This is a genomic window from Arthrobacter pityocampae (assembly GCF_002927275.1).
Taxonomy (GTDB): Bacteria; Actinomycetota; Actinomycetes; order Actinomycetales; family Micrococcaceae; genus Arthrobacter_D; species Arthrobacter_D pityocampae.
In genome coordinates, this window is sequence record NZ_PRKW01000005.1 from 132359 (window position 1) to 157510 (window position 25152).

At 72.3% G+C, this 25152-nt stretch carries 24 protein-coding genes; 9 read left to right on the top strand and 15 right to left on the bottom strand.

The features are described from left to right. Positions 1-15 precede the first annotated feature (15 nt). Positions 16-1446, bottom strand: coding sequence for a D-alanyl-D-alanine carboxypeptidase/D-alanyl-D-alanine endopeptidase (dacB, locus tag C4K88_RS12075; protein WP_104121886.1), 1431 nt, complete (start codon positions 1444-1446; stop codon positions 16-18). A 171-nt stretch (positions 1447-1617) separates the two neighbouring features. On the opposite strand from dacB, the gene C4K88_RS12080 reads away from it, so the two are divergent. Then, positions 1618-2184, top strand: a complete 567-nt coding sequence (locus tag C4K88_RS12080) for an inorganic diphosphatase (protein WP_104121887.1) — start codon at positions 1618-1620, stop codon at positions 2182-2184. A 135-nt stretch (positions 2185-2319) separates the two neighbouring features. Next, a complete protein-coding gene (locus tag C4K88_RS12085) occupies positions 2320-2949 on the top strand; it encodes a hypothetical protein (protein WP_104121888.1) in 630 nt (209 codons plus the stop codon). Positions 2950-3010: 61 nt separating this feature from the next. Here C4K88_RS12085 and C4K88_RS12090 read toward each other — a convergent pair whose 3' ends face one another. After that, on the bottom strand, positions 3011-3847 hold the full coding sequence (locus C4K88_RS12090; protein ID WP_104121889.1) for an HAD family hydrolase: 837 nt from the start codon (positions 3845-3847) through the stop codon (positions 3011-3013). A 46-nt stretch (positions 3848-3893) separates the two neighbouring features. After that, the gene (gene serS / locus C4K88_RS12095; protein ID WP_104121890.1) at positions 3894-5174 is read right to left on the bottom strand and encodes a serine--tRNA ligase; all 1281 of its coding nucleotides are present in this window, start codon (positions 5172-5174) and stop codon (positions 3894-3896) included. 68 nt (positions 5175-5242) lie between these two features. Here serS and C4K88_RS12100 point away from each other — a divergent pair, with 68 nt between their 5' ends. Next, on the top strand, positions 5243-6385 hold the full coding sequence (locus C4K88_RS12100) for a diacylglycerol/lipid kinase family protein (RefSeq protein WP_104121891.1): 1143 nt from the start codon (positions 5243-5245) through the stop codon (positions 6383-6385). 30 nt (positions 6386-6415) lie between these two features. On the opposite strand, the gene C4K88_RS12105 is transcribed toward C4K88_RS12100, so the two are convergent. The 4 genes from C4K88_RS12105 to C4K88_RS12120 form a co-directional block, all read right to left on the bottom strand. Beyond that, on the bottom strand, positions 6416-6769 hold the full coding sequence (locus C4K88_RS12105) for a hypothetical protein (RefSeq protein ID WP_146065682.1): 354 nt from the start codon (positions 6767-6769) through the stop codon (positions 6416-6418). A gap of 88 nt (positions 6770-6857) precedes the next feature. Then, positions 6858-7832, bottom strand: coding sequence for a DNA topoisomerase IB (locus C4K88_RS12110; protein ID WP_104121893.1), 975 nt, complete (start codon positions 7830-7832; stop codon positions 6858-6860). Positions 7833-7887: 55 nt separating this feature from the next. Beyond that, entirely contained in the window at positions 7888-8859 is a 972-nt protein-coding gene (gene pheA, locus C4K88_RS12115) for a prephenate dehydratase (protein ID WP_104121894.1), read from the bottom strand. Beyond that, on the bottom strand, positions 8856-9182 hold the full coding sequence (locus C4K88_RS12120) for a rhodanese-like domain-containing protein (protein ID WP_104121895.1): 327 nt from the start codon (positions 9180-9182) through the stop codon (positions 8856-8858). The genes pheA and C4K88_RS12120 overlap by 4 nt, the downstream gene beginning before the upstream one ends. A gap of 77 nt (positions 9183-9259) precedes the next feature. Here C4K88_RS12120 and C4K88_RS12125 point away from each other — a divergent pair, with 77 nt between their 5' ends. From C4K88_RS12125 to C4K88_RS12135, 3 genes are all read left to right on the top strand, one after another. Further along, on the top strand, positions 9260-10654 hold the full coding sequence (locus tag C4K88_RS12125) for an amidase (protein WP_104121896.1): 1395 nt from the start codon (positions 9260-9262) through the stop codon (positions 10652-10654). 45 nt (positions 10655-10699) lie between these two features. Beyond that, positions 10700-12163, top strand: a complete 1464-nt coding sequence (locus C4K88_RS12130; protein WP_104121897.1) for a peptide MFS transporter — start codon at positions 10700-10702, stop codon at positions 12161-12163. A gap of 166 nt (positions 12164-12329) precedes the next feature. After that, positions 12330-13853 carry a long-chain-fatty-acid--CoA ligase gene (locus tag C4K88_RS12135; protein WP_104121898.1) on the top strand — a complete coding sequence of 508 codons (1524 nt, stop codon included), beginning with the start codon at positions 12330-12332 and terminating at the stop codon, positions 13851-13853. Here the strand turns inward: C4K88_RS12135 and C4K88_RS12140 are convergent. Then, complete coding sequence (locus C4K88_RS12140) at positions 13850-15055, bottom strand: glycerate kinase (protein ID WP_104121899.1); 1206 nt, start codon at positions 15053-15055, stop codon at positions 13850-13852. The genes C4K88_RS12135 and C4K88_RS12140 overlap by 4 nt on opposite strands. A 43-nt stretch (positions 15056-15098) precedes the next feature. Then, on the bottom strand, positions 15099-15290 hold the full coding sequence (locus tag C4K88_RS12145) for a hypothetical protein (protein WP_104121900.1): 192 nt from the start codon (positions 15288-15290) through the stop codon (positions 15099-15101). A gap of 158 nt (positions 15291-15448) precedes the next feature. On the opposite strand from C4K88_RS12145, the gene pgm reads away from it, so the two are divergent. Further along, entirely contained in the window at positions 15449-17080 is a 1632-nt protein-coding gene (gene pgm, locus C4K88_RS12150; protein ID WP_104121901.1) for a phosphoglucomutase (alpha-D-glucose-1,6-bisphosphate-dependent), read from the top strand. A 28-nt stretch (positions 17081-17108) separates the two neighbouring features. On the opposite strand, the gene C4K88_RS12155 is transcribed toward pgm, so the two are convergent. Both C4K88_RS12155 and C4K88_RS12160 read right to left on the bottom strand, forming a co-directional pair. After that, entirely contained in the window at positions 17109-18497 is a 1389-nt protein-coding gene (locus C4K88_RS12155; protein WP_104121902.1) for an aldehyde dehydrogenase family protein, read from the bottom strand. Continuing rightward, positions 18494-19345 carry an SDR family NAD(P)-dependent oxidoreductase gene (locus C4K88_RS12160; RefSeq protein ID WP_104121903.1) on the bottom strand — a complete coding sequence of 284 codons (852 nt, stop codon included), beginning with the start codon at positions 19343-19345 and terminating at the stop codon, positions 18494-18496. Before C4K88_RS12160 ends, C4K88_RS12155 begins: the two co-directional genes overlap by 4 nt. 98 nt (positions 19346-19443) lie before the next feature. Between C4K88_RS12160 and C4K88_RS12165 the strand changes: the two genes are divergently transcribed. Both C4K88_RS12165 and C4K88_RS12170 read left to right on the top strand, forming a co-directional pair. After that, the gene (locus tag C4K88_RS12165) at positions 19444-20772 is read left to right on the top strand and encodes a uracil-xanthine permease family protein (RefSeq protein WP_104121904.1); all 1329 of its coding nucleotides are present in this window, start codon (positions 19444-19446) and stop codon (positions 20770-20772) included. A 59-nt stretch (positions 20773-20831) separates the two neighbouring features. Next, positions 20832-21833 (top strand): phosphotransferase family protein, encoded by a 1002-nt coding sequence (locus tag C4K88_RS12170; RefSeq protein WP_104121905.1) that lies wholly within the window; start codon positions 20832-20834, stop codon positions 21831-21833. 57 nt (positions 21834-21890) lie between these two features. On the opposite strand, the gene C4K88_RS12175 is transcribed toward C4K88_RS12170, so the two are convergent. The 4 genes from C4K88_RS12175 to C4K88_RS12190 form a co-directional block, all read right to left on the bottom strand. Continuing rightward, positions 21891-22721 (bottom strand): glycerophosphodiester phosphodiesterase family protein, encoded by an 831-nt coding sequence (locus tag C4K88_RS12175; protein WP_241521896.1) that lies wholly within the window; start codon positions 22719-22721, stop codon positions 21891-21893. Then, positions 22699-23508 (bottom strand): HAD family hydrolase, encoded by an 810-nt coding sequence (locus C4K88_RS12180; protein WP_104121907.1) that lies wholly within the window; start codon positions 23506-23508, stop codon positions 22699-22701. Before C4K88_RS12180 ends, C4K88_RS12175 begins: the two co-directional genes overlap by 23 nt. A 112-nt stretch (positions 23509-23620) precedes the next feature. Continuing rightward, positions 23621-24148, bottom strand: a complete 528-nt coding sequence (locus C4K88_RS12185) for a YbhB/YbcL family Raf kinase inhibitor-like protein (RefSeq protein WP_104121908.1) — start codon at positions 24146-24148, stop codon at positions 23621-23623. A gap of 34 nt (positions 24149-24182) precedes the next feature. Then, a complete protein-coding gene (locus C4K88_RS12190; protein ID WP_104121909.1) occupies positions 24183-25106 on the bottom strand; it encodes a carbohydrate kinase family protein in 924 nt (307 codons plus the stop codon). Positions 25107-25152: the final 46 nt, after the last annotated feature.

The following is a 25152-nucleotide window of genomic DNA, read 5'->3' on the forward strand; positions in this document are numbered from 1 at the left end:
CCGGGGCCGGGGGACCTAGCGGCAGCCGCACCCGGCGAGGATCGCAGCCGCACGGTCGGCGGCCGCCCGCGCCTCGACCGTGGCGCCGTCGAGTCCTGCGGCGAGGAAGGAGAACACGAGCAGGCGTCCGTCGGCGGTGACCACGTGTCCGGTGAGCCCGGTGACCGCGTTCAGCGTCCCCGTCTTGGCGCGGACCGTCCCGGCGCCGGCGGCGGTGGGCCCGTCCGCCGTGAACCGGGTGGAGAGGGTCCCGGTGACGCCCGCGATGGGCAGCGAGCCGGCGATGCCCGCGACGCCGGGCAGCTCGGACGTGGTGATCCCGCGCATCAGTGCCGCGAGCTGGGCGGGGGAGACGGCGTTCCGGGTGGACAGGCCGGCGGCGTCCCCGACCAGCAGTCCGTCCCCGGGGACCCCCGCCCTCAGGGCGGCCGCCGTGATCGCCTCCGTGGCCCCGCCGGAGGAGGCCGGGCGTCCGCTCCCGTGGGCGGCCACGCGGGCCAGGGCCTCCGCGAGATAGTTGTCGGAGGTCTCCAGCATGCGCCGGACCTGGTCCTGCAGGGGCGCGGAGTCGACGGCGGCGAGCGGCTCCGCGTCCCCGGGCGCCGCCCGGCGCTCGACGTCGGGGACCACGGTGATCCCGCGGTCCGCGGCCGCGGCCACGAGGGCCGCGGTGAACACGCGGGCGGCGTCGAGGGCGGCGTCCTGCGAGCGCGGCCCGCCACTGCGCCCCTCCTCGAGCCAGGCCGAGTTGACGGCCAGCGAGTGGACCGGCGCGACCTCCCCGGCCGCCACGTCCCCCTCCGCCCAGGTGGGATTGAGGCTCGCCCCGACGAACAGGGTGTCGTCGAGGTACACGGTGTAGGTGCCGGGACCCGGCAGCGCGGCGGCCGCCTCCGCGGCGAGGGTCCCGAGGCCGGCGCGCCCGACGACGGCGTCCGGATCCGACGGACCGGACCCGAGGAGGACGTCCCCGCCGCCGTGGAGGTAGAGCGCGCCGGGTGTCGACTCCGACGAGAGGACCGACGTCGTCAGGACCTGCCGCGGCTGCCCGAACGTCAGGGCGGCCACCGCGGTGAGGAGCTTGATGGTGGAGGCCGGCGCCTGCAGGCGCGCGGCGTCCCGGGCGTAGAGGACGCTCCCGTCCGCGGAGTCGACGACGGTCCCGGCGAAGGTGCCCGTCCCCTGGAGTTGGAGGGCCGCGTCGAGCTCCGCCCCCAGCACCGCCGGGTCCGGTGCCGGTGCGGCCGGCGAGAGCGGGGCGACGACGTCGGGCACCGCCACCGCGGTGGGCGGGATCTGGGCCGGCGGCGTGACCGGCGGCGCCACCACGGGCGGCGGGTCCAGTGCGGCCAGTACGCCCGGCGTGACGTGGGTGGCGACGGGGACCGCGACCGCCGCCATGACCAGGACCAGGAGGAGGCCGGTCAGCAGGCGGAGCGGGCGCACGGTGTCCTTTCGCGCAGTGCCGCCGGGAGCGCTGCAGGTACGGAAAATGCCCGGGTACCGGCGGACGACCGATATGTTTAGGGCTGACGATCAAACAGTAGACCGGCGGAGCCCCCTTGTCCCCGAGGGCGCGGCCGCAGGCCACCACCACGACCTACCCCAGGAGTTGCCATGAAGCTCGACGTCACCATCGAGATCCCGAAGGGCTCGCGCGTCAAGTACGAGATCGACCACGACACCCACCGGCTGCGCCTGGACCGCGTCCTGTTCACCGCCATGCAGTACCCCACGCACTACGGCTACTTCGAGAACACGCTCGGCGAGGACGGCGACCCGCTGGACGCCCTGGTCATGCTGCAGGACTTCGATCTCATCCCGGGCGTGCTCGTCGAGTCGCGGCCCATCGGCGTCTTCAACATGGTCGACGACGGCGGCGGGGACGCCAAGGTGCTCTGCGTCCCCGTGGACCCCCGCTTCGACCACATCAAGGACCTGTCCGACGTCTCGGACTTCCTCCTCGACGAGATCAAGCACTTCTTCACGAAGTACAAGGACCTCGAGCCGGGCAAGTGGGTGGAGGCCGCGGACTGGGCGGGCCGCGAGGAGGCCGAGGCCGAGGTCGAGGCCTCGCTGAAGCGCTTCAAGGACCTCGGCGACGCGAGCGCGGAGGACGAGCCCCAGGGCCGCTCCGTCGACGTCGAGGCGAAGAACGCCACGGAGACGCCCGAGGGCCGCTAGCCGTCCCTCCCGGAGCCCCGGCCGTCCGCCCCTTCAGGGGAGGACGGCCGGGGCTTTCCCGTTTCCGGGCCCGGGACCCGCACGAAATCAACCTTCTTCCGTTGATTCGCGTCCCCGAGACCCCATACTGATGCCATGCACTACGTCCTGACGATCAACCAGCGCGACTCGCGTGAGGCCGGGGACCTCACCGCCGACCTCCTGAAGGCACTGCGTTCCGTACCCGCCATGGTGCCGTTCCAGCGATCCGTGGGCGACGAGGTGCAGGGCGTGCTCGACTCGGCGACGGCCGCCGTGGACGCAGCCCTCCGCGCCCTCCGCCACCGGCGCTGGCACGTGGGCATCGGCGTCGGCGGCCTCACCCCTCCGGTGCCCGGGCGCCTCGTGGACGCCAGGGGCTACGGTCTCGTCTATGCGCGCCGGGCGGTCGACAGGGCCCGGAGGACCGGGGAACGGATCCCGCTCGCGGTCGAGGGGCCGGCCGGCGACGTCGCCGCCGAGGCGGAGGCCGTGCTGCGGCTGCTCGGCCAGATCGTGGCGACCCGGACGGACGCGGAGTGGGCCGTCGTGGACCTTCTGACGCCCGGGGCGCGGGGACAGCAGAAGTACGTGGCCCAGGAGCTGGGGATCACCACGCAGGCCGTCAGCCGGGCCGTCGTCCGGTCCCACTGGACGGAGGAGTGGGCCACGCGGCCCGCCGCGGCCCGGCTGCTGGACCTCGCGCACGGCCCCGCGTCCCTCCCCGCCGCCCCACTCGGCTATTGATCCCGAGAAATTCAGCCGCCGGCATCGGCCGCCGGCGAGATGGGCAGATGGGCCGGACGGGTCAGACGAGGGAGCGGAGGACCTTCGCCGCGCCGTCGTCGTACACGGTGCCCGTGACCTCGGAGGCCACCGAGCGGACCTCTTCCGGCGCCTGCCCCATGGCGACGCCGCGTCCCGCCCACTGGAGCATCTCGATGTCGTTGCGGCCGTCGCCGACGGCGACCGTGAGTTCCCGGGGGGTGCCGAGACGGTCCCGGAGGATCTCCAGGGCGCTGGCCTTCGTGACGCCCGACGCCGCGATGTCGAGCCAGGCGGTCCAGCCCACCGAGTAGGTGACGCCGTGCAGGCCGATGGACGCGACGGCCTCGCCGAACTCCTCGGCGGAGCTGTCGGTGCTGAAGACCACGACGCGCACGGCGCGTGCTTCGAGCATCTCCTCGAAGTCGACGCTCTCGGCGTCCGAGCCGAAGCTGGCATCCTGGAAGCTCTCCGTCGACAGGAACCTGCCGCGGTCGTCCTCGAGGGCGTACTTGGCGGACGGCAGGCGGGTGCGCAGGGCACTGAGGGCGGGCTTCGGGTCGAAGGTCACGCGGTCGATGACCTCGAACCCTGCGGGGAGGGCGGGGTCGAGCCTCAGCGTGACACCCCCGTTGGAGCACACGGCGTACCCCCGCGTGACGCCGAGGTGCCCGATCACGGGCAGTGTGGCGCCGAGGGAGCGCCCCGTGGCGATGATGACGTCGTGCCCGGCTCCGATGACGGCCTGCGCGGCGTCGCGGACCTCGTCCGTCATGTTCCCCTCGTGGTCCACGAGGGTGCCGTCGATGTCGAGGGCAACCAGATGCTGCGTGCGGTTCTTCTGCCGGTCATCGATGCCGGCGTTGGTCAGAGTAGTCATGCCTCTTAGTGAAGCAGACGCCCCCGGCCCCCCGGTAGGGCAGCGATCACAGGACGGGAAGGATTTCCAGCCCGTTCAGGTACGGGCGCAGGGCGGCGGGGACCGTCACCGAACCGTCCGGGTTCTGGTGATGCTCGAGGATCGCGACGATCCAGCGCGTGGTCGCGAGGGTCCCGTTGAGGGTCGCGACGGCGCGCGTGCCCTTCTGCCCCTCACCCTCCGTACGTTCGCGGATGTTCAGGCGGCGGGCCTGGAACGTGGTGCAGTTCGACGTCGAGGTCAGCTCCCGGTAGTCGCCCTGCGTGGGGACCCACGCCTCGCAGTCGAACTTGCGCGCGGCGGACATCCCGAGGTCCCCGGCGGCGGTGTCGATGACCCGGTAGGGCAGCTCCACCTTCGCGAGCATCTCCTCCTCCCAGGCCAGCATGCGCTCGTGCTCGGCCGGGGCGTCCTCCACGGTGGTGTAGGTGAACATCTCCACCTTGTTGAACTGGTGCACGCGGATGATCCCGCGGGTGTCCTTGCCATGCGAGCCCGCCTCGCGGCGGTAGCAGGAGGACCACCCGGCGTAACGCAGCGGGCCGGCGCCGAGGTCGAGGATCTCGTCGCCGTGGTACCCGGCGAGCGCGACCTCGGAGGTGCCCACGAGGTAGAGGTTGTCCTCCTCGAGCCGGTAGATCTCCGCGTCGTGGGCGATGTCGAAGCCGGTGCCCTGCATGGTCTCGGGGCGGACGAGGGTGGGGGTGATCATGGGCGTGAACCCGGCCTCGATCGCCTGGTCCAGCGCCATCCGCAGCAGGGCGAGCTCGAGGCGCGCGCCGACGCCCTTCAGGAAGTAGAAGCGCGATCCGGAGACCTTGGCACCCCGTTCCATGTCGATCGCGCCGATGAGTTCGCCGATCTCGAGGTGGTCGCGGGGCTCGAAGCCCTCGGCCGTGAAGTCACGGGGGGCCCCGACCGTCCTGAGGACCACGTAGTCGGCCTCGCCGCCCTCGGGGACGCCGTCCTGCACGAGGTTGGGGAGCTTCCGCAGCAGTGCCTCCTGCTCCGTCTTGGCCTCCTCGGACGCCGCGGCGGCGGTTTTCACGGCACCGGCGAGTTCCCTGACCTCGGCGAGCAGTGCCTGCTTCTCCTCGCCCCTGGCCTGGGCGACCCGCTTCCCGAACGCGTTCTGCTCGGCGCGGAGGGTCTCGTAGGCCGTGACGGACTCCCGGCGGCGGGTGTCGGCGGCGAGGACGGCGTCGATCAGGGACTCGTCCGCCCTGCGGGCACGCTGGGATGCTCGGAACTGCTCGGGATTCAGGCGGAGGTCGTTGACGTCGATCACCCGCTAAGACTACCCAACCACCCGTGCCCGCCCGGCCCCGGCGGGAGGGGCCGCTATTGTGGGAGATTATGCGCCGCAAACTGCTCGCCGGGACCGCCGCGGCGTCCGCCGCCGTCGCCTCCATCCAGTCCTACTGGTCCGTGCGGCGCCTCCATCAGACCCGGACGCCCACCGCCTCCGTCAACGAACCCGTGCCGGTGGGCGGCGGGCCCCAGCGTGTGGCCCTGATCCTGAACCCCATCAAGCTGCAGGCCGCCGCAGCGCGGGCACTCGTGGAGCAAGCGTGCTCCGACGCCGGCTGGATCCCGCCGCTCGTCCTCGAGACCACGATCGAGGACCCCGGCACGGGGCAGGCGGAGCAGGCTCTGGCGGCCGGTGCGGACCTCGTGATCGCCGCCGGCGGCGACGGGACCGTGCGCGCCGTCGCGCAAGCCCTCGCGCATCAGCCCGCCGCCCTCGGCCTCCTGCCGCTCGGGACCGGCAACCTGCTGGTGCGGAACCTCGGCCTGCCGTACAACGACGTCGTCGGATGCCTCCGTCTCGCGCTGCACGGCTGCGAACGGCGGATCGACATGGCGCGGATCACGCTCCGCAACGACCACACGGCCGCGACGTCGGAGTATCCCTTCCTCGTGATGGGCGGGATCGGCTTCGACGCGAGCGTCATGGCCGACGCCAAGAAGGACCTCAAGGAGAAGTACGGCTGGCTGGCCTACAGCGAGGCCGGCATGCGGCACCTGCCCGGCCGGCGGCGCCGCATCACGATCAGCCTGGACGGCGAGCCCCCGCAGACCAGGAAGGTGCGCAGCCTGCTGGTGGCCAACTGCGGGAAACTGCCGGCGGGCGTCGACTTCGTGCCCGCAGCGCGGATCGACGACGGGTTCCTCGACGTCGTGGTCCTCAGTCCGCGCAGCCTGATCGGCTGGACGCTGATGGCCGCGAAGATCCTCCTCCGGCACCGCGGGGGCACCCCGGCGATCAGCTACTACCGGGCCCGGGAGGTCTCCGTGTGGTCCGGCGAGCCGATCGCCACGCAGCTGGACGGCGACGCCTCCGGGTCCATCACGTCGATGACCGCCCGCGTGGACCCGGGCGCCCTGCTGGTCAGGGTGCCGCCTCCGGTCCCCGGGGCGTCGGGGCCCGTCCCGGTGATGGCCCGCCCCGCCCGGTCCGTCCCGGTGACGGCGCGCCCGACCCGGCGGCGGGGCTGACGCCTCGCCGACCGGGTGCTCCTGCCGCCCCTAGCGGTCGCGGTCGGTGTACTCGCCCTCGGTGTGGGGCGGGTCGATGAGCGGCCGGTCCTTGTCGGTGTACTCGCCCTCCTCGGCCGGGTTCTCGGCGGAGGTGTAGCCGCCCGACTCGCCGGCGGGTTCCGCACTGGTGTAGTGCCCCTCATGCTCGGCGTCCCCGGCGTCCGTGCCCCTCGTGGCCTCCGTCGAGCCGCCCTCGGCCTGCTCGTTGATCAGCGCCTGCTCCTCGGCGAAGCGGAGATCGTTGCCCTGGTCGCCGGCGTCGCCGTGCCAGTTGGGGTCCGACGTCGAGCCGTCACCCTTGTTGGGGTTCACGATGTGTCCTTCATTCGAGTTCTCGGTCATGATGCTGCCTTTCATCGGAGGATGCGCTCCTCGTTGGGCGCCCCATTGCCAGCGTACTGACGAAGGGGATGGTTGAAAATGCTCGGCGTCAGTCGCGCAGCAATTCCTGCACGGCCTTCTCCGAGGCCGAGTAGGAGGTGATGGGGATGACCTCGCCGCTCATGAAGCGGTCCACGAGCCGGGGGTCCACGTAGGAACTCCTCGCCACGGCCGGTGTGTTGCCGAGGTGGTCGGCGACGGCCCGCATGGTGGCGGTGACGGCCTTCTGGCGTGCGGTGCGGGTCGTCGCGTCGAGGTCCTCCTTGGCCAGGGCCATAGCGGCGACGACGGTGGCCTGCCAGGTCCTGAAGTCCTTGGCGGTGAACGGCCCGCCGGTGACCTGCCGCAGGAACTCGTTGAGCTGGGAGCCGTCCACGTGGTGCCACGCGTCGTCCTCCGTCCGGTAGGCGAGGACGGTGTCGGGATCCTCGCGCTCCAGCATGGGGCGCAGGGCCGCGGCGAGGTCCTCGTCCTCCAGGCGGGTGTCCCACTGCTGGCCGCTCTTGCCGGGGAAGTCGAACAGGATGGTGTTCCCCTCGATGGTGCAGTGCTCCACCAGGAGCGTCGTGACGCCGAACGAGCCGTTGGCCTCCGCGTACTGGGCCGAGCCGATCCTCAGGGCCCCGGCGTCGACGATCCGGAGCGCGGCGGCGAAGGCACGCTCCCGGGGCGCGCCGTCGCTGCGCAGGTGCTGGGTGATGGCGCGGCGTGCGCTCGGCAGCTTCGCGCCGAAATCCAGCGCGCGGTCGAACTTCTCGCGGTCCTTCTGCTCCCGCCACGCCGGGTGGTACATGTACTGCCGCCGGCCGGCGTCATCCGTCCCGATGGCCTGGACGTGGCCGTTGGGGTAGGGCGCGATCCACACGTCCTTCCACGCCGGCGGGATCACCAGTTCGCGGATGCGCTCCACCTCGTCGCGGTCCCGGAGCAGCGTGCCGTCGGGTGCGCGGTAGCTGAAGCCCTTGCCGTGCCGACGCCGGGTGATACCGGGCCTGCGCGTGTTGCTGCGCCGCAATCGAGCCATCAAGAGAACCAGCCTTCGGTGGGAGGAGGACCTTCGATACTAAGCCTACTGTGTTTCAGCTCCTCCCCGGCCGGTCTCCGTCCCCGCCCCGGACGATGCCCTCCAGCCAGGCATCGGCGGCCTCGAAGGCGTCGTCGGAGGTGTGGCGCTCCACGGCCGGCGAGCGGCGGTCGGCGCGGGCGTAGGAGCCCAGGAACCGTAGGCCGGGGCTGATGCGGTGCAGGCCCTTGAGGGCGTCGGCCACGCGGGCGTCCTCGACGTGGCCGTCGGCGTCCACGCTGAAGAAGTAGTCCCCGAGGAACTGACCCGTGGGCCGCGACTCGATGCGGCTCAGGTTCACGCCGCGGGCCGCGAACTGGTCGAGGATCTGCATGAGGGCGCCGGGGTGGTCGTCGGGCAGGGGGATCACGAGGGTGGTCTTGTCCGCGCCGGTGCGCGGAGGGAGGGCGTCGGGTGTACCCACCAGGATGAAGCGGGTGACGGCGTCGGCGACGTCCCCGATGTCCGCGGCGAGGACGGCCAGGCCGAGGCGCTCGGCCACGAGGGGCGAGCAGATCGCCGCGTCGTAGCCGTGCTCGTCCCCGGCGAGCCCGAAGGCCGCCGCCGCGGTCGACGACGACGGGAAGTACTCCGCCCGCGGCACGTGGGCGTCCACCCAGTTCCGGCACTGAGCCCAGGCGTGCCCGTGCGTCGCGATGCGCCGGACCCCGTCCAGGGTGGTGCCCGGGCGGGCGGCGAGGACGAACGTGATGGGCACGAGCTCCTCGCGCAGGATGCGCAGCGGCTCCCCCACGGCGATGGCGTCCAGGGTGGCGCTCACCCCGCCCTCGACCGAGTTCTCGATGGGCACCATCGCGGCGTCGACGGAGCGGGCGCGGACGGCGTCGAGCGCGGCCCCCACCGTCGCGGCGGGAACGCGCCGGGCGGCGTCGGCGCCGGGCACCTGGAGCAGGGCGGCCTCGGTGAAGGTCCCCTCGGGTCCGAGGTACGCGTAGGAGGGACCGTCCGTGCGGGTGGGGCCGGTCACAGGACCGTGGGCTCGCCGCCCACCTCGGAGACCATCGGCTTCCCCGCCTCGAGCCACGCGCCCATGCCCCCGCTCACGTTGACGGCCGTGTAGCCGTTCGCCTCCAGCCACTCGGCGGCGCGCTGCGACCTGCCGCCGCTCCGGCAGATCACATGCAGGTCCTCGTCCGGATCCAGGTCGCCCAGCCGCGACGGCAGCTCCTCGAGGGGCACGTGCAGCGCGCCGTCCACGTGCCCGGCCTCCCACTCGTAGTGCTCGCGGACGTCGAGGATGCGCGCGTCGTGGGGTACTGCCGTCACCGGTACGTTCTGGATCTCACTCATGCGCCTACCTTCGCACGGGGCGGCCGGGCGTCGCCATTGCTACGGCCCGGCCGGGCGCGCTCCTATAGTGGTCCCTGATGAGCGAACTCCACGAACTCTCCGCCCTCACCCTCCGGGATGCCCTGGCGCGCGGCGCCGCCGGCGCGCGGGAGGTCACCGAGCACTTCCTCCGGCGCATCGACGCCCTGGACCCCGGACTGGGTTCCTTCGTCACGGTCACCCACGACGACGCCCTTCGCGCCGCCGACCACGCCGACCGCGTCCGCGCCTCCGGAGCCGCCCTCGGCCCCCTCCACGGCATGCCGCTCGCGCACAAGGACCTCACCGACGTCGCCGGGGTGCGGACCACCCTGGGCACGGCCGCCCTCGACCACGCCGTCGCGGAGCAGGACGCCCCGCTCGCGGCGGTGCTGCGCCGCGCCGGTGCCGTGAGCCTCGGCAAGACCCAGGTACCCGAGTTCGGGCTGAGCTGCTACAGCGAGAACCGCATCGCCCCGCCGGCCCGCAACCCCCTCGACCGCCGCCTCAGCCCGGGTGGCTCCTCCGGCGGCAGCGCCGCCGCGGTGGCCGCCGGGATGATCCCGTTCGCGCCCGGGACCGACGGTGGCGGCTCCATCCGCATCCCCGCGGCGGCCACCGGCCTGGTGGGCCTGAAGCCGAACCGTGGCCGCGTGCCGTCGGGGTCCGGGCAGGCCGATCTCGGACAGCTCGTCGTCGCCGGCCCGCTCGCGCACTCCGCCGTGGACGCCGCGCTGCTGCTCGACGCGCTGGTGCAGGAACCCAACTACCGGCCCACCAGCGCCGCCTCCCGCTACCCGGGCTCCTTCACGGAGGCCGCCCTCCGGGCGGAGGGGCGCTTCCGCATCGGCGTCAGCACGGCCTCGCCCTTCGCCGACGCCATGGAGATCACCCTCGACGGCGCCGCCACGGACGCGCTCACCGCCGGCATCCACGCCCTGCAGCACGCCGGGCACGACGTCGACGACGCCGACCTGACGTACGACCCGCGCTACCACGACGCCTTCCAGCTCGTCTGGACGGCCGGGCTGGCCACGGCCCCGATCCCCGGGGACCGCGAGGACCGCCTGACGGACATCACGCGGGTGCTGCGGCGCCGGGCCCTCGGACGCAGCGCGGCGGAGCTCGCGGGCGCCGTCGACGTCCTGCGGCAGTTCGAGCACGACACCATCGAGCAGTACTCCCGCTACGACATGATCCTGACACCGGCGCTCGCCATGACCCCGCGGCCGATCGGCTGGTACACGGACGCCGACGGTGACGCCGACTACCTGCGGCAGTGCCAGTACTCGCCATACACCTCGATGGTGAACGTCTGCGGCCTGCCCGCCGTGACCGTGCCCACACTGCGCCTCCCCGACGGCCTGTCGATGAGCGTGCAGCTCATCGGCCGTCCCGGGGAGGAGGCGCAACTCCTCGCCGCGACGGCGCAGATCGAGGCACACCGGCCGTAGCTGCGCGATTTTGCTTCCCCGGTGCTGCGCGGCACCATGGAAAGAATGAGTACAACGCAGCGCACTGCTGATATCGACGGGAAGAGATTCCTCGGCCACCCGCGCATGTTGGCCAACCTGTTCAGCGTCGAACTGTGGGAGCGGTTCTCGTTCTACGGGATGCAGGCGCTCCTCCTCTACTACATGACGTACTCCCTGGCCGAGGGCGGCCTGGGCCTCGATGCGGGACTGGCGACCGGGCTGGTCGGTGCGTACGGCGGCGGCGTCTACCTCTCCACGATCCTCGGGGCGTGGCTCGCCGACCGCGTGTTCGGCTCGGAGCGGGTGCTGTTCGCCTCGGCGATCGTCATCATGTGCGGGCACCTGGCCCTCGCCCTGCTGCCCGGCGTGGCGGGCCTCGCGGCCGGCCTGGTGCTCGTGGGCGTCGGCTCGGGTGGGCTCAAGGCGAACGCCTCCTCCCTCGTCGGCACGCTCTACCGGTCCGGGGACGACCGCCGGGACGCCGGCTTCTCCATCTTCTACATGGGCATCAACATCGGCGCCCTCGTGGGCCCGCTGCTGACGAACCTGGCCTGGTCCGCCTACGGCTTCCACGTGGGCTTCGGTCTCGCCGCCGTCGGCATGGCCGCGGGGCTCATCCAGTACTCCCTCGCCCGGAAGGGTCTCCCCGCGGCAGCGCACGAGGTCGAGAACCCACTGCCCCGGGCCGAGTACCCGCGCTGGATCGGCATCGCCGCCGTCGTCGTCGCCCTCCTCGGAGTGACCATCGCCACCGGCCTCCTCGACGCCGGCAACCTGGCCGACGTCATGGCGTACACGGCCATCGCGGCGACCATCGCCTACTTCGCGGTGATCCTCTCGAGCAGCATGGTCTCCGGCGTCGAACGGCGCCGCGTGTACTCCTTCATGCCCCTCTTCGTGGCCAGCGCCGCGTTCTGGTCCCTGTTCCAGCAGCAGTTCACCGTGGTGGCCCTCTACTCGGAGAGCCGCCTGGACCGGACCCTGTTCGGGTGGGAGATGCCCCCCGGCATGGTGCAGTCCATCAATCCCGTGTTCATCATCATCTTCGCCGGGATCTTCGCCACCCTGTGGACGCGGCTCGGCAGCCGCCAGCCGTCCTCGCCCGCGAAGTTCTCCCTCGGCCTGATCGTCATGGGCGTCGCGTTCCTCGCCTTCATCCCGTTCGCGGGGGGCGGCCCCAACAGCACACCGCTGATCGGCCTCGCCGGGATCCTGCTGCTGTTCACCTTCGCGGAGCTGTTCATCTCCCCGATCGGCCTGTCGGTGACCACCAAGCTGGCGCCCGAGGCGTTCCGGACCCAGATGCTGGCCCTGTTCTTCCTCTCCATCTCGCTCGGCACCACGATGTCCGGTCTGCTCGCGGGCTTCTACTCCGAGCAGACCGAGGTCCCGTACTTCGCGTTCAGCGGCATCACGGCGATCATCCTCGGCGCGGCCCTGCTCGCCGCGACCCCCGCGATCCGGAAGGGCATGAGCGGCGTCCGATAGCCGCCGGACAGTAGACGACAGGACCCTCCCCGGGACACGAACCACCGCCGGGAGGGTCCTGTTGCATGGCGGCCCCCGATCCCACAGACTTCTACCCACCGGTAACTTCCGTACCGGCGGCCGTGGGATCCCTGCGGCGACGCCCTGAGAGATCAAAGGAGATCGCGTGTCGAACCTCGCCAACAACCTCGTGGCCACTGCGACGAGGAGCCCCTCGGCGGTGGCCATCAAGCTCGACGACGTCGAGGTCACCTACGGTGCCCTCGAGGTGCTCAGCCAGAAGGTCGCCACGCTCCTGGCGGAGTACGGGGTGCAGCGCGGCGACCGCGTGGCCCTCATCATGCCGAATATTCCGCAAATGGCATTCGTCTACTACGGCGTCCTCCGGGCCGGAGCCGTCGTCGTCCCGCTGAATCCGCTCCTCAAGGGCCGCGAGGTGGCCTACCACCTCACGAACTCCGGCGCGCGGCTCGTTTTCGCCTGGGAGGGCATCATCGCGGAGGCGCAGGCCGGCGCGGAGGCCGCCGGCGCCGAGACGGGCGCCGAGGTGGCCGTGGTGACGGTCGACGGCGGCGCCTTCCTGCAGCGCGTCTCCGCGGCCGAGCCGACTCCGAACGTCGTGGACCTCGACGGCGAGGAGACCGCCGTCGTGCTGTACACCTCCGGGACCACCGGGCGTCCCAAGGGCGCCACGCTCTCCCACACCAACCTCTCCCGGAACACGGAGATCTCCCGCGACCTCATGGGGACGGCCGAGGGCGAGGTCCTGTTCGGCGGCCTGCCGTTCTTCCACATCTTCGGGCAGACCTGCGCGCTGAACGCTGCCGTGCTGACCGGGGCCACCGTGACCCTGCTCCCCCGCTTCGAGCCGGGCAAGGCGCTGGAGATCATCCAACGGGACCGCGTGACGATCTTCGAGGGCGTCCCCACCATGTACGTCGCGATGCTGCGCCATCCGAGCGTCACGGGCACGGACCTCTCCTCCGTCCGCGTGGCCGTGTCCGGCGGGTCCGCCCTGCCGGTCGAGGTGCTGCACGAGTTCGAGCGCGTGTTCGAGGCGGACCTGCTGGAGGGCTACGGCCTGTCCGAGACCTCGCCGATCGTGAGCTTCAACCGCGTGGGCCGGCTGCGCAAGCCCGGCTCCATCGGCACCCCGGTGGACGGCGTCGAGGTGCGGATGCTCGACCCGCAGGGCAATGAGGTGCCCCAGGGCGAGGTGGGAGAACTCGCCGTGCGCGGCCACTGCGTGATGAAGGGCTACTGGAAGAACGTGGACGCCACCGAGGCAGCCATCCCCGACGGCTGGTTCCGCACGGGCGATCTCGCACGGTTCGACGAGGACGGCCTCATCTTCATCGTGGACCGCAAGAAGGACGTGATCCTCCGCGGCGGCTACAACGTGTACCCCCGGGAGGTCGAGGAGGTCCTCTACGAGCACCCCGCGGTGGCGGAGGCCGCGGTGATCGGCGTGCCGGACGACCTGCACGGCGAGGAGATCGTTGCCGTCGTCGGCCTCAAGGCCGAGCATGCACCCGCGGACGACGCCGCGAAGGAAGCCCTCGCGGCGGAGATCACCGCCTTCGCGAAGGAACGCGTGGCCGCCTACAAGTACCCGCGCCGTGTGGTGCTCGTCGAGGCGCTGCCCAAGGGCCCCACGGGGAAGATCCTGAAGCGCGAGATCACGGTCTAGCAGGACACCTGGCCCCGGCCCGCCCCGAAGACGCCGTACACCTGCGCGGCGGCATCCTCCATGAGGTGCGAGGCTCCCCCGATCAGCTCGTCGAGGGTCACGGGTCCGGGGGCCAGGGAGAAGGCCGCCGCCAGGCCGGCCTCCTGCACCTGCGCGGCCGGGAGCTGGACGCGTCCGGCGATCACGACGACGGCGCACGTCGCGGGGGCGTGCGCCGCGACGGCGTGGACCACCTTCCCGCCGAGCGACTGGGCGTCGAAGGAGCCCTCGGCGGTGAGCACGAGATCCGCGGCGGCGAGGGCGGCGGCGAGTCCGACGGCGTCGGCCACGAGGGCTGACCCGGGGACGATCTCGGCGCCCAGGAACGGGACGAGCACGGCGGGGAGTCCGCCGGCCGCACCCGCTCCGGGCACGTCGAGCATGTCGACGCCCGTCGAGGCGGCGACCACCCGCGCGAGGTGGTCGAGGCCGGCGTCGAGGACGGCGACGTCGTCCGGCGTCGCACCCTTCTGCGGCCCGAACACCGCCGCCGCGCCGCGCGGCCCGCACAGGGGGTTGTCGACGTCGACGGCGATGCGCCACCGGACCGTGCGGGCGCGGGGATGGAGGCCCGTCACGTCGATCGTCGCGAGGGCGCCCAGCGCGCCGCCGCCCGGTGCGAGGGGGTCGTTGCCGGCGTCGAGGAAGCGCGCCCCGAGGGCTGTCAGGAGGCCGACGCCGCCGTCGGTGGTCGCCGACCCGCCGATGCACAGCAGGATCTCCTCCGCGCCGTCGTCGAGGAGACGGACGGCGATCTCCCCGACGCCGTAGCTGGTGGCGGTGAGGGCGTCCAGGGGGCGGTCGGCGACCAGCGGCAGGCCGTTGGCCTCCGCCGCCTCGAGGACGCCCCGGATCGGTGCCCCGTGCACCCCTGATCCGTCCGAGATGCCGTAGCGCGCGGTCCGGGCCCGGCCGGCGGCGTCATGGCAGGGCGCGGTCCGGGCCTCCACCCGCCAGGCCGCGAGGAGGGCGTCGAGCGTCCCCTCCCCGCCGTCGGCGAGGGGCATCAGGACGACCCCGGGCTCCGGGTGGCCGAGGCGGGCGGCGGCCGCCGTGACCCCCGCGGACATGGCAAGGGCAGCCTCCTGCGCGGAGAGGCTGCCCTTGAGGGAGTCGGGTGCGAGGACGATCCTGAGTGGGCGCTGCTGCGCGGGCGTGGTCACGCCTCCACCCTAGTAGTGCGTCGGGGCCGGGAGACCGGGCTGTTCAGGCGCCGGTAGCGCCGTCGTTGTGCGCCTCGAAGCCGGGGGCCACCTCGTCCTCGGTGGCGGGCCCGCCGTAGCCGCCGGCGTCCTGCTCGTCGGGAGCGCCGGCCTGCTCGGCGCCCTGCTCGACGGCCTGCTCGGTGCCCTGCTCCTCGGACTCGGAGGTCGGGGTGTCGCTGGACTTCTCGCTCATGGTGCTGCCTTCCGTGATGCGTCTGCTCCCTGGCTGGGCGCTGATACTCAGCTTACTGATGGCCGCTCCGCGGGCAACCCACCGCCGCACGTGGAGAACTCCCGCGTAACCCGCGGTGCGCTGGTGTATTCGGGCGTGTTCTTTGGCATGCTGGGGCCATGGCTAACCGAGCGGGCACAGTGGCCCTCCCCAGCGACCTCGTCGACGTGACCGGACTCCTCGACGCGTACTTCGACGTCGACCCCGATCTCTCCGATCCCGCCCAGCGCGTGGCCTTCGGGACGTCCGGCCACCGCGGCTCGTCCCTGAAGTCCTCCTTCAACGAGGGGCACATAGCGGCGATCACGCAGGCGATCGTCGAGTACCGCGCCGGGCAGGGCATCACGGGCCCCCTGTTCATGGGCAAGGACACGCACGCCCTGTCCGAGCCGGCGCAGAACACCGCGCTGGAGGTCCTCGCGGCCAACCGGGTGACCGTCCTCGTGGACGCCCGCGGCGCCTACACCCCCACCCCCGCGGTGTCCCACGCGATCCTCACCCACAACGCGACCCGCACCGAGCAGGCCGACGGCATCGTCATCACCCCCTCGCACAACCCTCCGGGCGACGGCGGCTTCAAGTACAACCCCCCGCACGGCGGCCCCGCCGACTCGGACGCCACGAACTGGATCGCCGACCGCGCCAACGCCCTGCTCGAGGACGGCCTGCGCGGGGTGCGGCGCATGCCGATCGCGCAGGCCCGCACGGCGGAGGGGATCGGCAGCTACGACTTCCTGCAGCACTACGTGGACGACCTCCCGTCCGTGCTGAACCTCGATGCCATCCGGTCCGCAGACGTGCACATCGGTGCCGACCCCATGGGCGGCGCCTCCGTGGACTACTGGGGGGCGATCGGGGAGCGCCACAACCTGAACCTGACCGTCGTGAACCCGACGGTGGACCCGCAGTGGGCGTTCATGACGCTGGACTGGGACGAGAAGATCCGGATGGACTGCTCCTCCCCGTCCGCGATGGCCTCCCTCATCAAGCGGGCCACGGAGTTCGACATCGCCACGGGCAACGACGCCGACGCGGACCGCCACGGGATCGTCACACCCGACGCCGGCCTCATGAACCCGAACCACTACCTCGCCGTCGCCATCCAGTACCTGTACGCGAACCGGCCCGACTGGCGCGCGGACGCCGTGATCGGCAAGACCCTCGTCTCGTCGTCGATCATCGACCGCGTCGCAGCCGATCTCGGGCGCGTGCTGCACGAGGTCCCCGTGGGCTTCAAGTGGTTCGTGCCCGGCCTGCTGAGCGGCGAGCTGGCCTTCGGCGGCGAGGAGTCCGCCGGGGCGTCCTTCCTGCGCCTCGACGGGACGCCGTGGAGCACCGACAAGGACGGCCTCCTCCTGGCCCTGCTCGCCTCCGAGATCACCGCCGTGACCGGCAGGACGCCGTCGCAGCACTACGCCGGGCTGACCGACCGCTTCGGCGCACCCGTGTACGCGCGGATCGACGCCGCGGCCACGCGCGAGCAGAAGGCGGCGCTGGGTAGGCTCTCGCCGTCGGACGTCACCGCGACCACCCTCGCCGGCGAGGAGATCACCGCCCGCCTGACGGAGGCCCCCGGCAACGGCGCGTCCGTGGGCGGCCTGAAGGTCACCACCGAGAACGCGTGGTTCGCGGCACGCCCGTCCGGCACGGAGGACGTCTACAAGATCTACGCCGAGTCCTTCCGGGGCGAGGAGCACCTGCAGCAGGTGCAGGCCGAGGCGAAGGCCCTGGTGGACGGGGTCATCAGCTGATCCACGACCCCCGGGTGCCTCCGGATGCCTAGAGGAGCCTGGCCAGCAGTTTCCGCTTGATCGGCCCGAAGGGTGGGTACGCGAGTCGCAGCGTGTCCACCCGGGTGGGCTTGGAGAACACCGGCTGCAGGTGGCTGAACGTCCGGAAGGACTGCTCCCCGTGGTAGCTGCCCGTGCCGCTCGCGCCGACGCCGCCGAAGGGCAGGCCGGGGACTGCCAGCTGGAGGATGCAGACGTTGTGGGCGATCCCGCCGGCCTGGACGCGCTCCGTGAACGCACCGAGGTGCTCGTCCTGGTCGCTGAACAGGTAGGCGGCGAGCGGGTGCGGGCGGGCGCCGATGAAGCGGATCGCGGCGTCCAGGTCCTCCACCTCGAGGATCGGCAGCAGGGGGCCGAAGATCTCCTCCTGCATCAGCGGGGACGAGGGGTCGACGTCGCGCAGGATGGTCGGCTCGATGTACCGCTCCGCGCGGTCGTGCCGTCCGCCCGAGACCACGGTGCCGTCCCCGAGCAGGCCGACGAGGCGGTCGAAGTGGTGCTCGTTGATGATCCGCCCGTAGTCGGCGGAGGCCTTCGGGTCGCTGCCGTAGAACTCCCGGACGGTGTCCGCCAGCGCCGCGGCGAGCACCGGCGCGGCGGCCGGCGTCGTCAGGATGTAGTCGGGGGCCACGCATGTCTGCGCCGCGTTCATGAACTTCCCGAGCGCGATCCTGCGGGCCGCGGCGCGGAGGTCACCGCCCACGACGACGGCCGGCGACTTCCCGCCCAGCTCCAGCGTCACCGGCGTCAGGTGCTCGGCTGCGGCCTTCATGACGATCTTCCCCACACGCTCCCCGCCGGTGTAGAAGATGTGGTCGAACGGCTGCGCGAGCAGCGCCGTGCTGGCTTCGACGCCGCCTTCGACGACGGACACCGCCGCCGGGTCCAGGTACTCCGGCACGAGCCGTGCGAGCACGCGGGACGTCGCGCCGGCCAGTTCGCTGGGCTTGAGGACGGCCGTGTTGCCCGCGGCGAGCGCACCGACGAGGGGCGCCAGCACGAGCTGCAGCGGGTAGTTCCACGGACCGATGATCAGCACCACGCCGAGCGGCCGGGCCTGCGTCCACGCCCGGGCCGGGAGCAGCCCGGCGGGCACGGCGATCCTCGAGGGTGCTATCCACCGGTCGAGGTACTTGAGGGTGTGGTCGAGCTCGGCCCGCACGACGGCGATCTCGGAGAGGAACGCCTCCGTGCGGCTCTTCCCGAGATCCTTCTCGAGCGCAGCGGTGAGCTCGTCGGCCCGGTCGGCGAGCAGGAGGCGCAGGGCGCGCAGCTGCCCGCGGCGCCAGGCGACCGGCCGGGTGGCCCCCGTGTCGAAGAAGCGCCGCCGGTCGGCCAGCAGCCCTGCGGCGTCCGTCGTGGGCGTCCCGGCGATCATCGGGAGGCCTCCTGATCGGCGGTGACACCCGGTCGCCCGGTGAAACGGTCCATGGAGCTGTACACCTTGAACACCCGCCCCGCGACGAAATCCCAGACCGGCTGCGGCAGGAGGTTGCGGAGGGTACCGGCGAGCTGCACCGTCCAGGGCAGCTGCAGGCGGGCCCTGCCGGCCAGTGTGGCACGCCACGCCCTGTCCACGACGTGCTCCGGCTCCATCAGGGGCGTCAGGAGCGGGCCGCGGGCACCCTCGAACATGCCGGTCCTGATGTAGCTCGGGATGAGCGTGGTGACCTTGATCGGGTGGCCCGTGGACGCCAGTTCCAGGCGCAGCGAGTCGCTCCAGCCGATGACCGCCCACTTCGAGGCCGCGTAGACGCTCATGCGGGGCACGGACAGCGTGCCGGAGGCGGAGGCGACGTTGAGGATCCGCGCCGACGTGCCCCGCTCCATCATCGCGGGCAGGAACGCCCGGGTGACGTGCATGGGCCCGCCGGTGTTGATGCGAAGGGTGAGGTCGATGTCCGCGTGGTGGTCGTGCTCCCAGAAGTACTTCCCGCGCACGATCCCGGCGTTGTTCACCAGCACGTCCGGCACGCCGACCTCGTCGAGGACGGCGCCCGCAGCGGTCTGGACGGACTCCACGGACGCCACGTCGACCACGTAGCTGTGCACGGACGCCGCGCTCGAGGCGAGGCCCGCGACCACGTCCTCGAGCGCCCGCCCGTCCACGTCCCACAGCACGACGGCGGCCGCGCCCTCCCGCACCGCGCGTTCGGCGTACAACCTGCCCATACCCATGCCCGCACCCGTGACGAGGACGGTGCGCCCCTGAACCGTGAATACCATCGTGTTCCTCTTCCTTCCGGAACAAGCAACGTAACACCCGTGGCATCTGCTCCCGGTAGGCTTTCCCGGAACCCCGACCCGCTTTGGAAGGCATACCCATGAGTGCACGAGGCATCGGCTGGACCCTGCACGGTGACGGGAAGAACGTCCGGCCGGGCGGATTCGTCGCCCCGGAGGAACGACTGACCTGGCCCAGGACCATCGGCATCGGCGCCCAGCACGTCGTCGCGATGTTCGGGGCGACCTTCCTCGTCCCGCTCATCACCGGGTTCCCGCCGTCGACCACCCTGCTCTTCTCCGGGATCGGGACCATCCTGTTCCTCGTGATCACGGCCGGACGCGTGCCCAGCTACCTCGGGTCGAGCTTCGCCTTCATCGCCCCAATCGCGGCGGCGCAGTCCCAGCACGGCGCGCCCGGCGCGCTCGGCGGCATCATCATGGCGGGCGCTGCCCTCGCGCTGATCGGCGGAATCGTCCACAGCGCGGGGACCCGGTGGATCCAGGCGGCCATGCCGCCCATCGTCACGGGGGCCATCGTGGCGCTGATCGGGCTCAACCTCGCGCCGACCGCGAAGGCCGGCTTCGAGCAGGCTCCCCTGACCGCCCTGGTCACGGTGGTCTCGATCCTGCTGGTCACGGTGCTGTTCAAGGGCATCCTCGGGCGCCTGTCGATCCTCGTCGGCGTCCTCACCGGGTACGCCGTCGCCATGGTCCGCGGCGAGGTGGACTTCGCCGCCATCGGCAGCGCCGCCTGGTTCGGCCTCCCGGACTTCGCCGCACCCGAGTTCCACCTCTCCGTCGTCGGGCTGTTCATCCCCGTGGTCCTCGTGCTCGTCGCCGAGAACATCGGCCACATGAAGTCGGTGGCCGCCATGACGGACCGGGACCTCGACCCGTACACCGGGCGCGCCCTCATGGCGGACGGCCTCGCGACCATGATCGCCGGCTCCGGCGGCGGCTCGGGGACCACCACCTACGCGGAGAACATCGGCGTGATGGCGGCGTCCCGCGTCTACTCGACGGCCGCGTACTGGGTGGCCGGCATCGTCGCGATCCTCCTGAGCCTCCTCCCCAAGTTCGGCGCCCTCATCGCGACCGTCCCCGCCGGGGTGCTCGGCGGCGCAGGCGTGGTCCTCTACGGCATGATCGGGATCCTGGGCGTGCGCATCTGGGTGCAGAACCGGGTCGACTTCTCCAACCCCATCAACCTCTCGACGGCGGGCGTGGCCCTGGTCGTCGGCATCGCGGACTTCACGTGGACGATCGGCGACCTGACCTTCGCGGGGATCGCCCTCGGGACGGCGTCCGCGCTGATCATCTTCCACGGCATGACGGCGATCGCGCGGGCGCGCGGCAGCGAGCATGTCCCCGGGCCGGAGGAGCTCGAGTCGAGCGACCACGGCGCACGACCCTCGAAGCTGGGCTGAGCCGTGCCCGCTGCGACCTCGACATCCCCGGGTCGGCCCTCCGCCGGGCCGGGTGTCCGATGAACAATCTGCGGGAGGCGTGGGCCTCGCCTGCGTGGCGGCGGGAGGCTGAGCAGTGGATCGACCTGGTGCTGGACTCGTTCGGGGTGACCCGGACGGGACCGACCGACCAGCCGCGCATCCGCTTCTGGTCGACGCAGCTCACCGTCCCCACCGACCACGGCACGCTCTGGTTCAAGGAGAACAACCCGGGCCAGTTCGCGGAGGCCTCCATCCTGTCCCTGCTCGGCGAACTGGCGCCGGACCACGTCGCGGCCCCGCTCGCGATCGAACCCTCCCGCGGGTGGATGCTCACGGCGGACCACGGCGCGACGCTCGACGGCCTCGGATCGGACGACCCCGCGGTGTGGGCCCGCATCACCGCCGACTTCGCGGACCTGCAGCGGATCGCCGCCCCGCACGGTGAACGCCTCGCCGAGGCGGGGCTCGTCACCATGAACCCCGAGGTGGCGGCGAACTTCGTCGAGAACCAGCTGCTCCTGCACACGGGGCTGCCGGCCGGGCACCCGCTGTACCTGTCCGCGGAGGAGGCCGACGACGTCGTGCGCCGCCTGCCCGCCGTCCACCGCGCCGTCGACGCGCTGCGGGCCGTCCCGGTGCCGCTGTCCCTCGACCACAACGACCTCCACGCCCGGAACTGCTTCCTACCCGGTACGGACGCCGAGCCGCTGCGGTTCTTCGACTTCGCCGACGCCTACTGGGCGCACCCGTTCAGCGCCCTGCTCGTGCCCATCACGCAGATGCGGGAGCAGTGGAACACGACGGCGGAGGACCCACGGATCCGGTCCGTGGTCACGGCCTACCTCGAGCGCTGGACGGACCTCGCACCGCTGCCGGAACTGCGGGCCGCCGTCGAACCCGCGCTGACGCTGGCCGGCGTGCACCGGTACGGCTCGTGGCTGCGCCTGCTGGTCTACGCCGACGACGACTCCATGCGCGCGTACGCCCCGGCGGCACGGCACTACCTGACGACGCTGACGGACCCGGTCCTGACGGCGTAGGCCCCGCGCTGCCCTTGCCGGGGCCGGGGCCGGGGCCGACGCGCCCGGCCAACCGGCTCAGGACCCCGGGCGCCCCGGCGGCCACGTGGATCTCCCGGCCATGCACTCCGCGAGGACGTCCGCGGCATCCGACACGATCCCGTGGACACCCAGATCCAGCAGCCGGTCCATCCCCGCCCGCTCGTTGACCGTCCAGACGTGCACCTGCAGGCCGGCGGCGGCGCAGCGCCGGACGAACCCGCGCGTCACGACCCGCACGCCCCGGTACGTCTCGGGCACCTGCAGCGCCTGGACCCGGGCCGCCCTGGCGAGCGGCCCGGCCAGCCCCAGCGGCGCGGCGAGCTTCAGGAGGGTGTTGACCGCCATGCCCGCCGACGACGCCGTCGGCCGGTCCAGCAGGCGCAGCACCGCGAGCCTCCGCCGGTCGGAGAAGGACGCCACGAGCACGCGGTCGTGGGCGGCGTGGCGGTTGATGAGGTCCGCGAAGGGGCGCACGCACGCATCGCTCTTGACGTCGATGTTGAGGCGCAGCTCCGGCCAGCGCAGCAGGACGGCCTCGAGCGTGGGGATCCCGCCGCGTCCGCCGACCGACAGCCCGCCCAGTTCCCGCGCCGTCCGCGCCGCGACCGGCCCGCGGACCCCCGTGACCCGGTCGAGGACCTCGTCGTGGAAGACCACGACCACGCCGTCGCTCGAGGCGTGGACGTCGATCTCGAGGTACCGGAAGCCGAGGTCCACGGCACGCTCGAACGCGGCCAGGGTGTTCTCCCCGCCGTCGGGCGCGAAGCCGCGGTGGGACAGCGCGATCGGCTGCGGGCGGGGCGGGGTTCCCGCCGCGCTGTCGAGATAGGGGTAGTGGCCGGGATCAGGCCGTGCGGAGCGCCGCAAGCCGTTGCTCCAGGATCTGCGCCACGCCGTCCTCCTCGAAGGCGGGGGCCATGAGGTTCGCGGCGGCGAGCGCATCGGGGTGCCCGGAGGCCATCGCGTACCCGTGGCCCGCCCAGTCGAGCATCTGGACGTCGTTGGGCATGTCCCCGAAGGCGACGACGTCCGCAGCCTCGATCCCCCGTGCCCCCGCGTACTGCGCGAGGGTGACGGACTTGTTGATGTCCGGCAGGGCCATCTCGAGGAGGGCCATCGAGGGCGCGGAGTGGGTCGTGGAGACCAGGTGCGCGACGGCGGGACGCACCACGGCCAGGAAGTCGTCCGGCGAGACGCCACGCTCCCGGGCCATGAACTTCACGATCTCCTCGCCGGGCAGGGACTCCTCGAAGGCCTGCGCCGTGAGACCGCCGAGCAGTTCGGCCGTCGCGGCGTCGGCGAACCCGGACTCGACCTTGAATCCCGAGATCGTCTCCGCCGCGAAGGTGGCCGCCGGGAAGAGTCCGCGGATGATGTCCCGGGCGGCATAGATGCTCTCGGGGGCGAGGAGCTTCGCGTCGAGCACGCGCTCCGACGCGAGGTCGTACGTCAGGGCGCCGTTGGAGCAGATGACCGTCCCGGTGTGCCCGAGCTGGTCCCGGAGGGGGTGGAGCCAGCGGGGCGGGCGGCCCGTGACGAAGACGACGTCCACCCCGGCGTCCACGCAGGCCCGGAACGCGCGGATGGTGCGTTCGCTCATCTTGCCGTCATGCCCGACGACGGTGCCGTCCATGTCGCTCGCCACGAGGCGCATCGTCCACTCCTTCAGGTCCAGGACCTCTACCCTACCGGCGGCGGGACCACCGCCTGCCGGCAACTCGTCGGCCGGGCTGCCACCGCCTGCGGGGAACCCGTCGGCCGGGCCGCTACTGCTCGTACGTGCCGGTGAGGCGGGCGCGGCCGAGGGTGTGGGAGAACAGGTTGAAGCCGAGGTAGGCGGGGCTGGCGTCGGCGGGGAGGTCCAGCGACTCGACATCCACGGCGTGCACCACCACGTGGTAGTGGTGCGGCCCGTGCCCCGCGGGCGGGGCGGCGCCCACGAAGCCTGGGAAGCCGCCGTCGTTCCGGAGCTGCACGGCGCCCTCGGGCAGCAGGCCGGAGCCGTCCGTCCCCGCACCGGCGGGCAGCCACGTGGTCGTGACCGGGAGATCCGCCACCGCCCAGTGCCAGAAGCCGCTCGCGGTCGGCGCGTCAGGGTCGTAGACGGTGACCGCGAAGCTCCGGGTGCCCTCGGGGAAGCCGCTCCAGGCGAGCTGCGGCGACTCGTCCTTGCCGCCCGCTCCCATCCTGCCGGACGCCTGCGCGACGTCGAGGGGCGCGGAATCGGTGACGGTCTCGCTGGTGAGCTCGAAGGCGGGCACCTGCGGGAGGTCTGCGTACGGGTCGCGGGTCATGGCCGTGCTCCTCTGGTCGTCGTCGGCCGGGATCTCACGCGCCGGAGACCATCTCGTCCCGCGTGGGCGGGTTTGCTCCCGGACGGGAGACCGTGATGGCCGCCGCACGGGCCGCGTACTGCAGCATCCCGGTCAGCTGGTCGACGGTGATTCGGAGCAGCGCGTCGCGGTGATGGGCGCCGTCGAGTCCGGAATCCACGATCGCACCCAGCAGGGCCGCCATGAACGAGTCCCCGGCGCCGACGGTGTCCACCACGGCGGTGGGCGGCGCGGGGACGGCCGCCTCGCCGGTGCGGCAGACGCCCCACGGGCCCTTCGACCCGCGGGTCACGACGACGACGGCGGGACCTGCCTCCAGCCAGGCGCGTGCCGACTCCTCGGGCGTGCGGTCCGGGTAGAGCCAGGCGAGATCCTCGTCGGAGGCCTTGACGACGTCGGCGAGGGCCACGAACGCCTCGGCCTGCCGCCGGGCGAAGGCCGCGTCCCGGATGATCGTCGGCCGGCAGTTGGGGTCGTAGGTGACGGTGACCAGCCCGGAGGCGGCCGTCATCAGGGCCAGGACGTCGTCGGCCCCGGGCGCGAGCATGGTGGCGATGGACCCGGTGTGCAGCAGGGTGCACCCGTCGAGGAGCGTGTCCTTCCGCCGGGCCAGTCCCGGCAGCTCCCACACCAGCTGGAAGTCGTAGGACGCACCTCCCGCGGGGTCGAGGCGCGCGGTCGCGACGCTCGTGGGCGCGGCATCCGGCTCGACGGGGAAGGACACCGCATTGTCGTGGAGATGCTGCTGGATCATGCGCCCGTAGTCGTCGTCGCCGTACCGGCCGACGAACTGGGCCCGATGACCGAGGCGCGCCAGGCCCACGGCCACGTTCATGGGACTGCCACCCACGTGCGCGCGCATGGACGCGGTGTCGCTGACGACTTCGTCGATGAGGGTTTCCCCGATTACTGTGAGCACCCGTTCAACGTACCAGCCGTTGTCGCGGCGGGTGCCAGGAAGCCTT

Coding starts and splice junctions, on each gene's coding strand:
- C4K88_RS12110 (WP_104121893.1), bottom strand. CDS start 7,832: ATGGCTCGATTGCGGCGCAGCAACACGCGCAGGCCCGGTATCACCCGG.
- C4K88_RS12145 (WP_104121900.1), bottom strand. CDS start 15,290: ATGAGCGAGAAGTCCAGCGACACCCCGACCTCCGAGTCCGAGGAGCAG.
- C4K88_RS12130 (WP_104121897.1), top strand. CDS start 10,700: ATGAGTACAACGCAGCGCACTGCTGATATCGACGGGAAGAGATTCCTC.
- C4K88_RS12165 (WP_104121904.1), top strand. CDS start 19,444: ATGAGTGCACGAGGCATCGGCTGGACCCTGCACGGTGACGGGAAGAAC.
- C4K88_RS12090 (WP_104121889.1), bottom strand. CDS start 3,847: ATGACTACTCTGACCAACGCCGGCATCGATGACCGGCAGAAGAACCGC.
- C4K88_RS12125 (WP_104121896.1), top strand. CDS start 9,260: ATGAGCGAACTCCACGAACTCTCCGCCCTCACCCTCCGGGATGCCCTG.
- C4K88_RS12105 (WP_146065682.1), bottom strand. CDS start 6,769: ATGACCGAGAACTCGAATGAAGGACACATCGTGAACCCCAACAAGGGT.
- C4K88_RS12080 (WP_104121887.1), top strand. CDS start 1,618: ATGAAGCTCGACGTCACCATCGAGATCCCGAAGGGCTCGCGCGTCAAG.
- C4K88_RS12100 (WP_104121891.1), top strand. CDS start 5,243: ATGCGCCGCAAACTGCTCGCCGGGACCGCCGCGGCGTCCGCCGCCGTC.
- C4K88_RS12155 (WP_104121902.1), bottom strand. CDS start 18,497: ATGATCGCCGGGACGCCCACGACGGACGCCGCAGGGCTGCTGGCCGAC.
- C4K88_RS12160 (WP_104121903.1), bottom strand. CDS start 19,345: ATGGTATTCACGGTTCAGGGGCGCACCGTCCTCGTCACGGGTGCGGGC.
- C4K88_RS12180 (WP_104121907.1), bottom strand. CDS start 23,508: ATGCGCCTCGTGGCGAGCGACATGGACGGCACCGTCGTCGGGCATGAC.
- C4K88_RS12085 (WP_104121888.1), top strand. CDS start 2,320: ATGCACTACGTCCTGACGATCAACCAGCGCGACTCGCGTGAGGCCGGG.
- C4K88_RS12170 (WP_104121905.1), top strand. CDS start 20,832: ATGAACAATCTGCGGGAGGCGTGGGCCTCGCCTGCGTGGCGGCGGGAG.
- C4K88_RS12185 (WP_104121908.1), bottom strand. CDS start 24,148: ATGACCCGCGACCCGTACGCAGACCTCCCGCAGGTGCCCGCCTTCGAG.
- pgm (WP_104121901.1), top strand. CDS start 15,449: ATGGCTAACCGAGCGGGCACAGTGGCCCTCCCCAGCGACCTCGTCGAC.
- C4K88_RS12120 (WP_104121895.1), bottom strand. CDS start 9,182: ATGAGTGAGATCCAGAACGTACCGGTGACGGCAGTACCCCACGACGCG.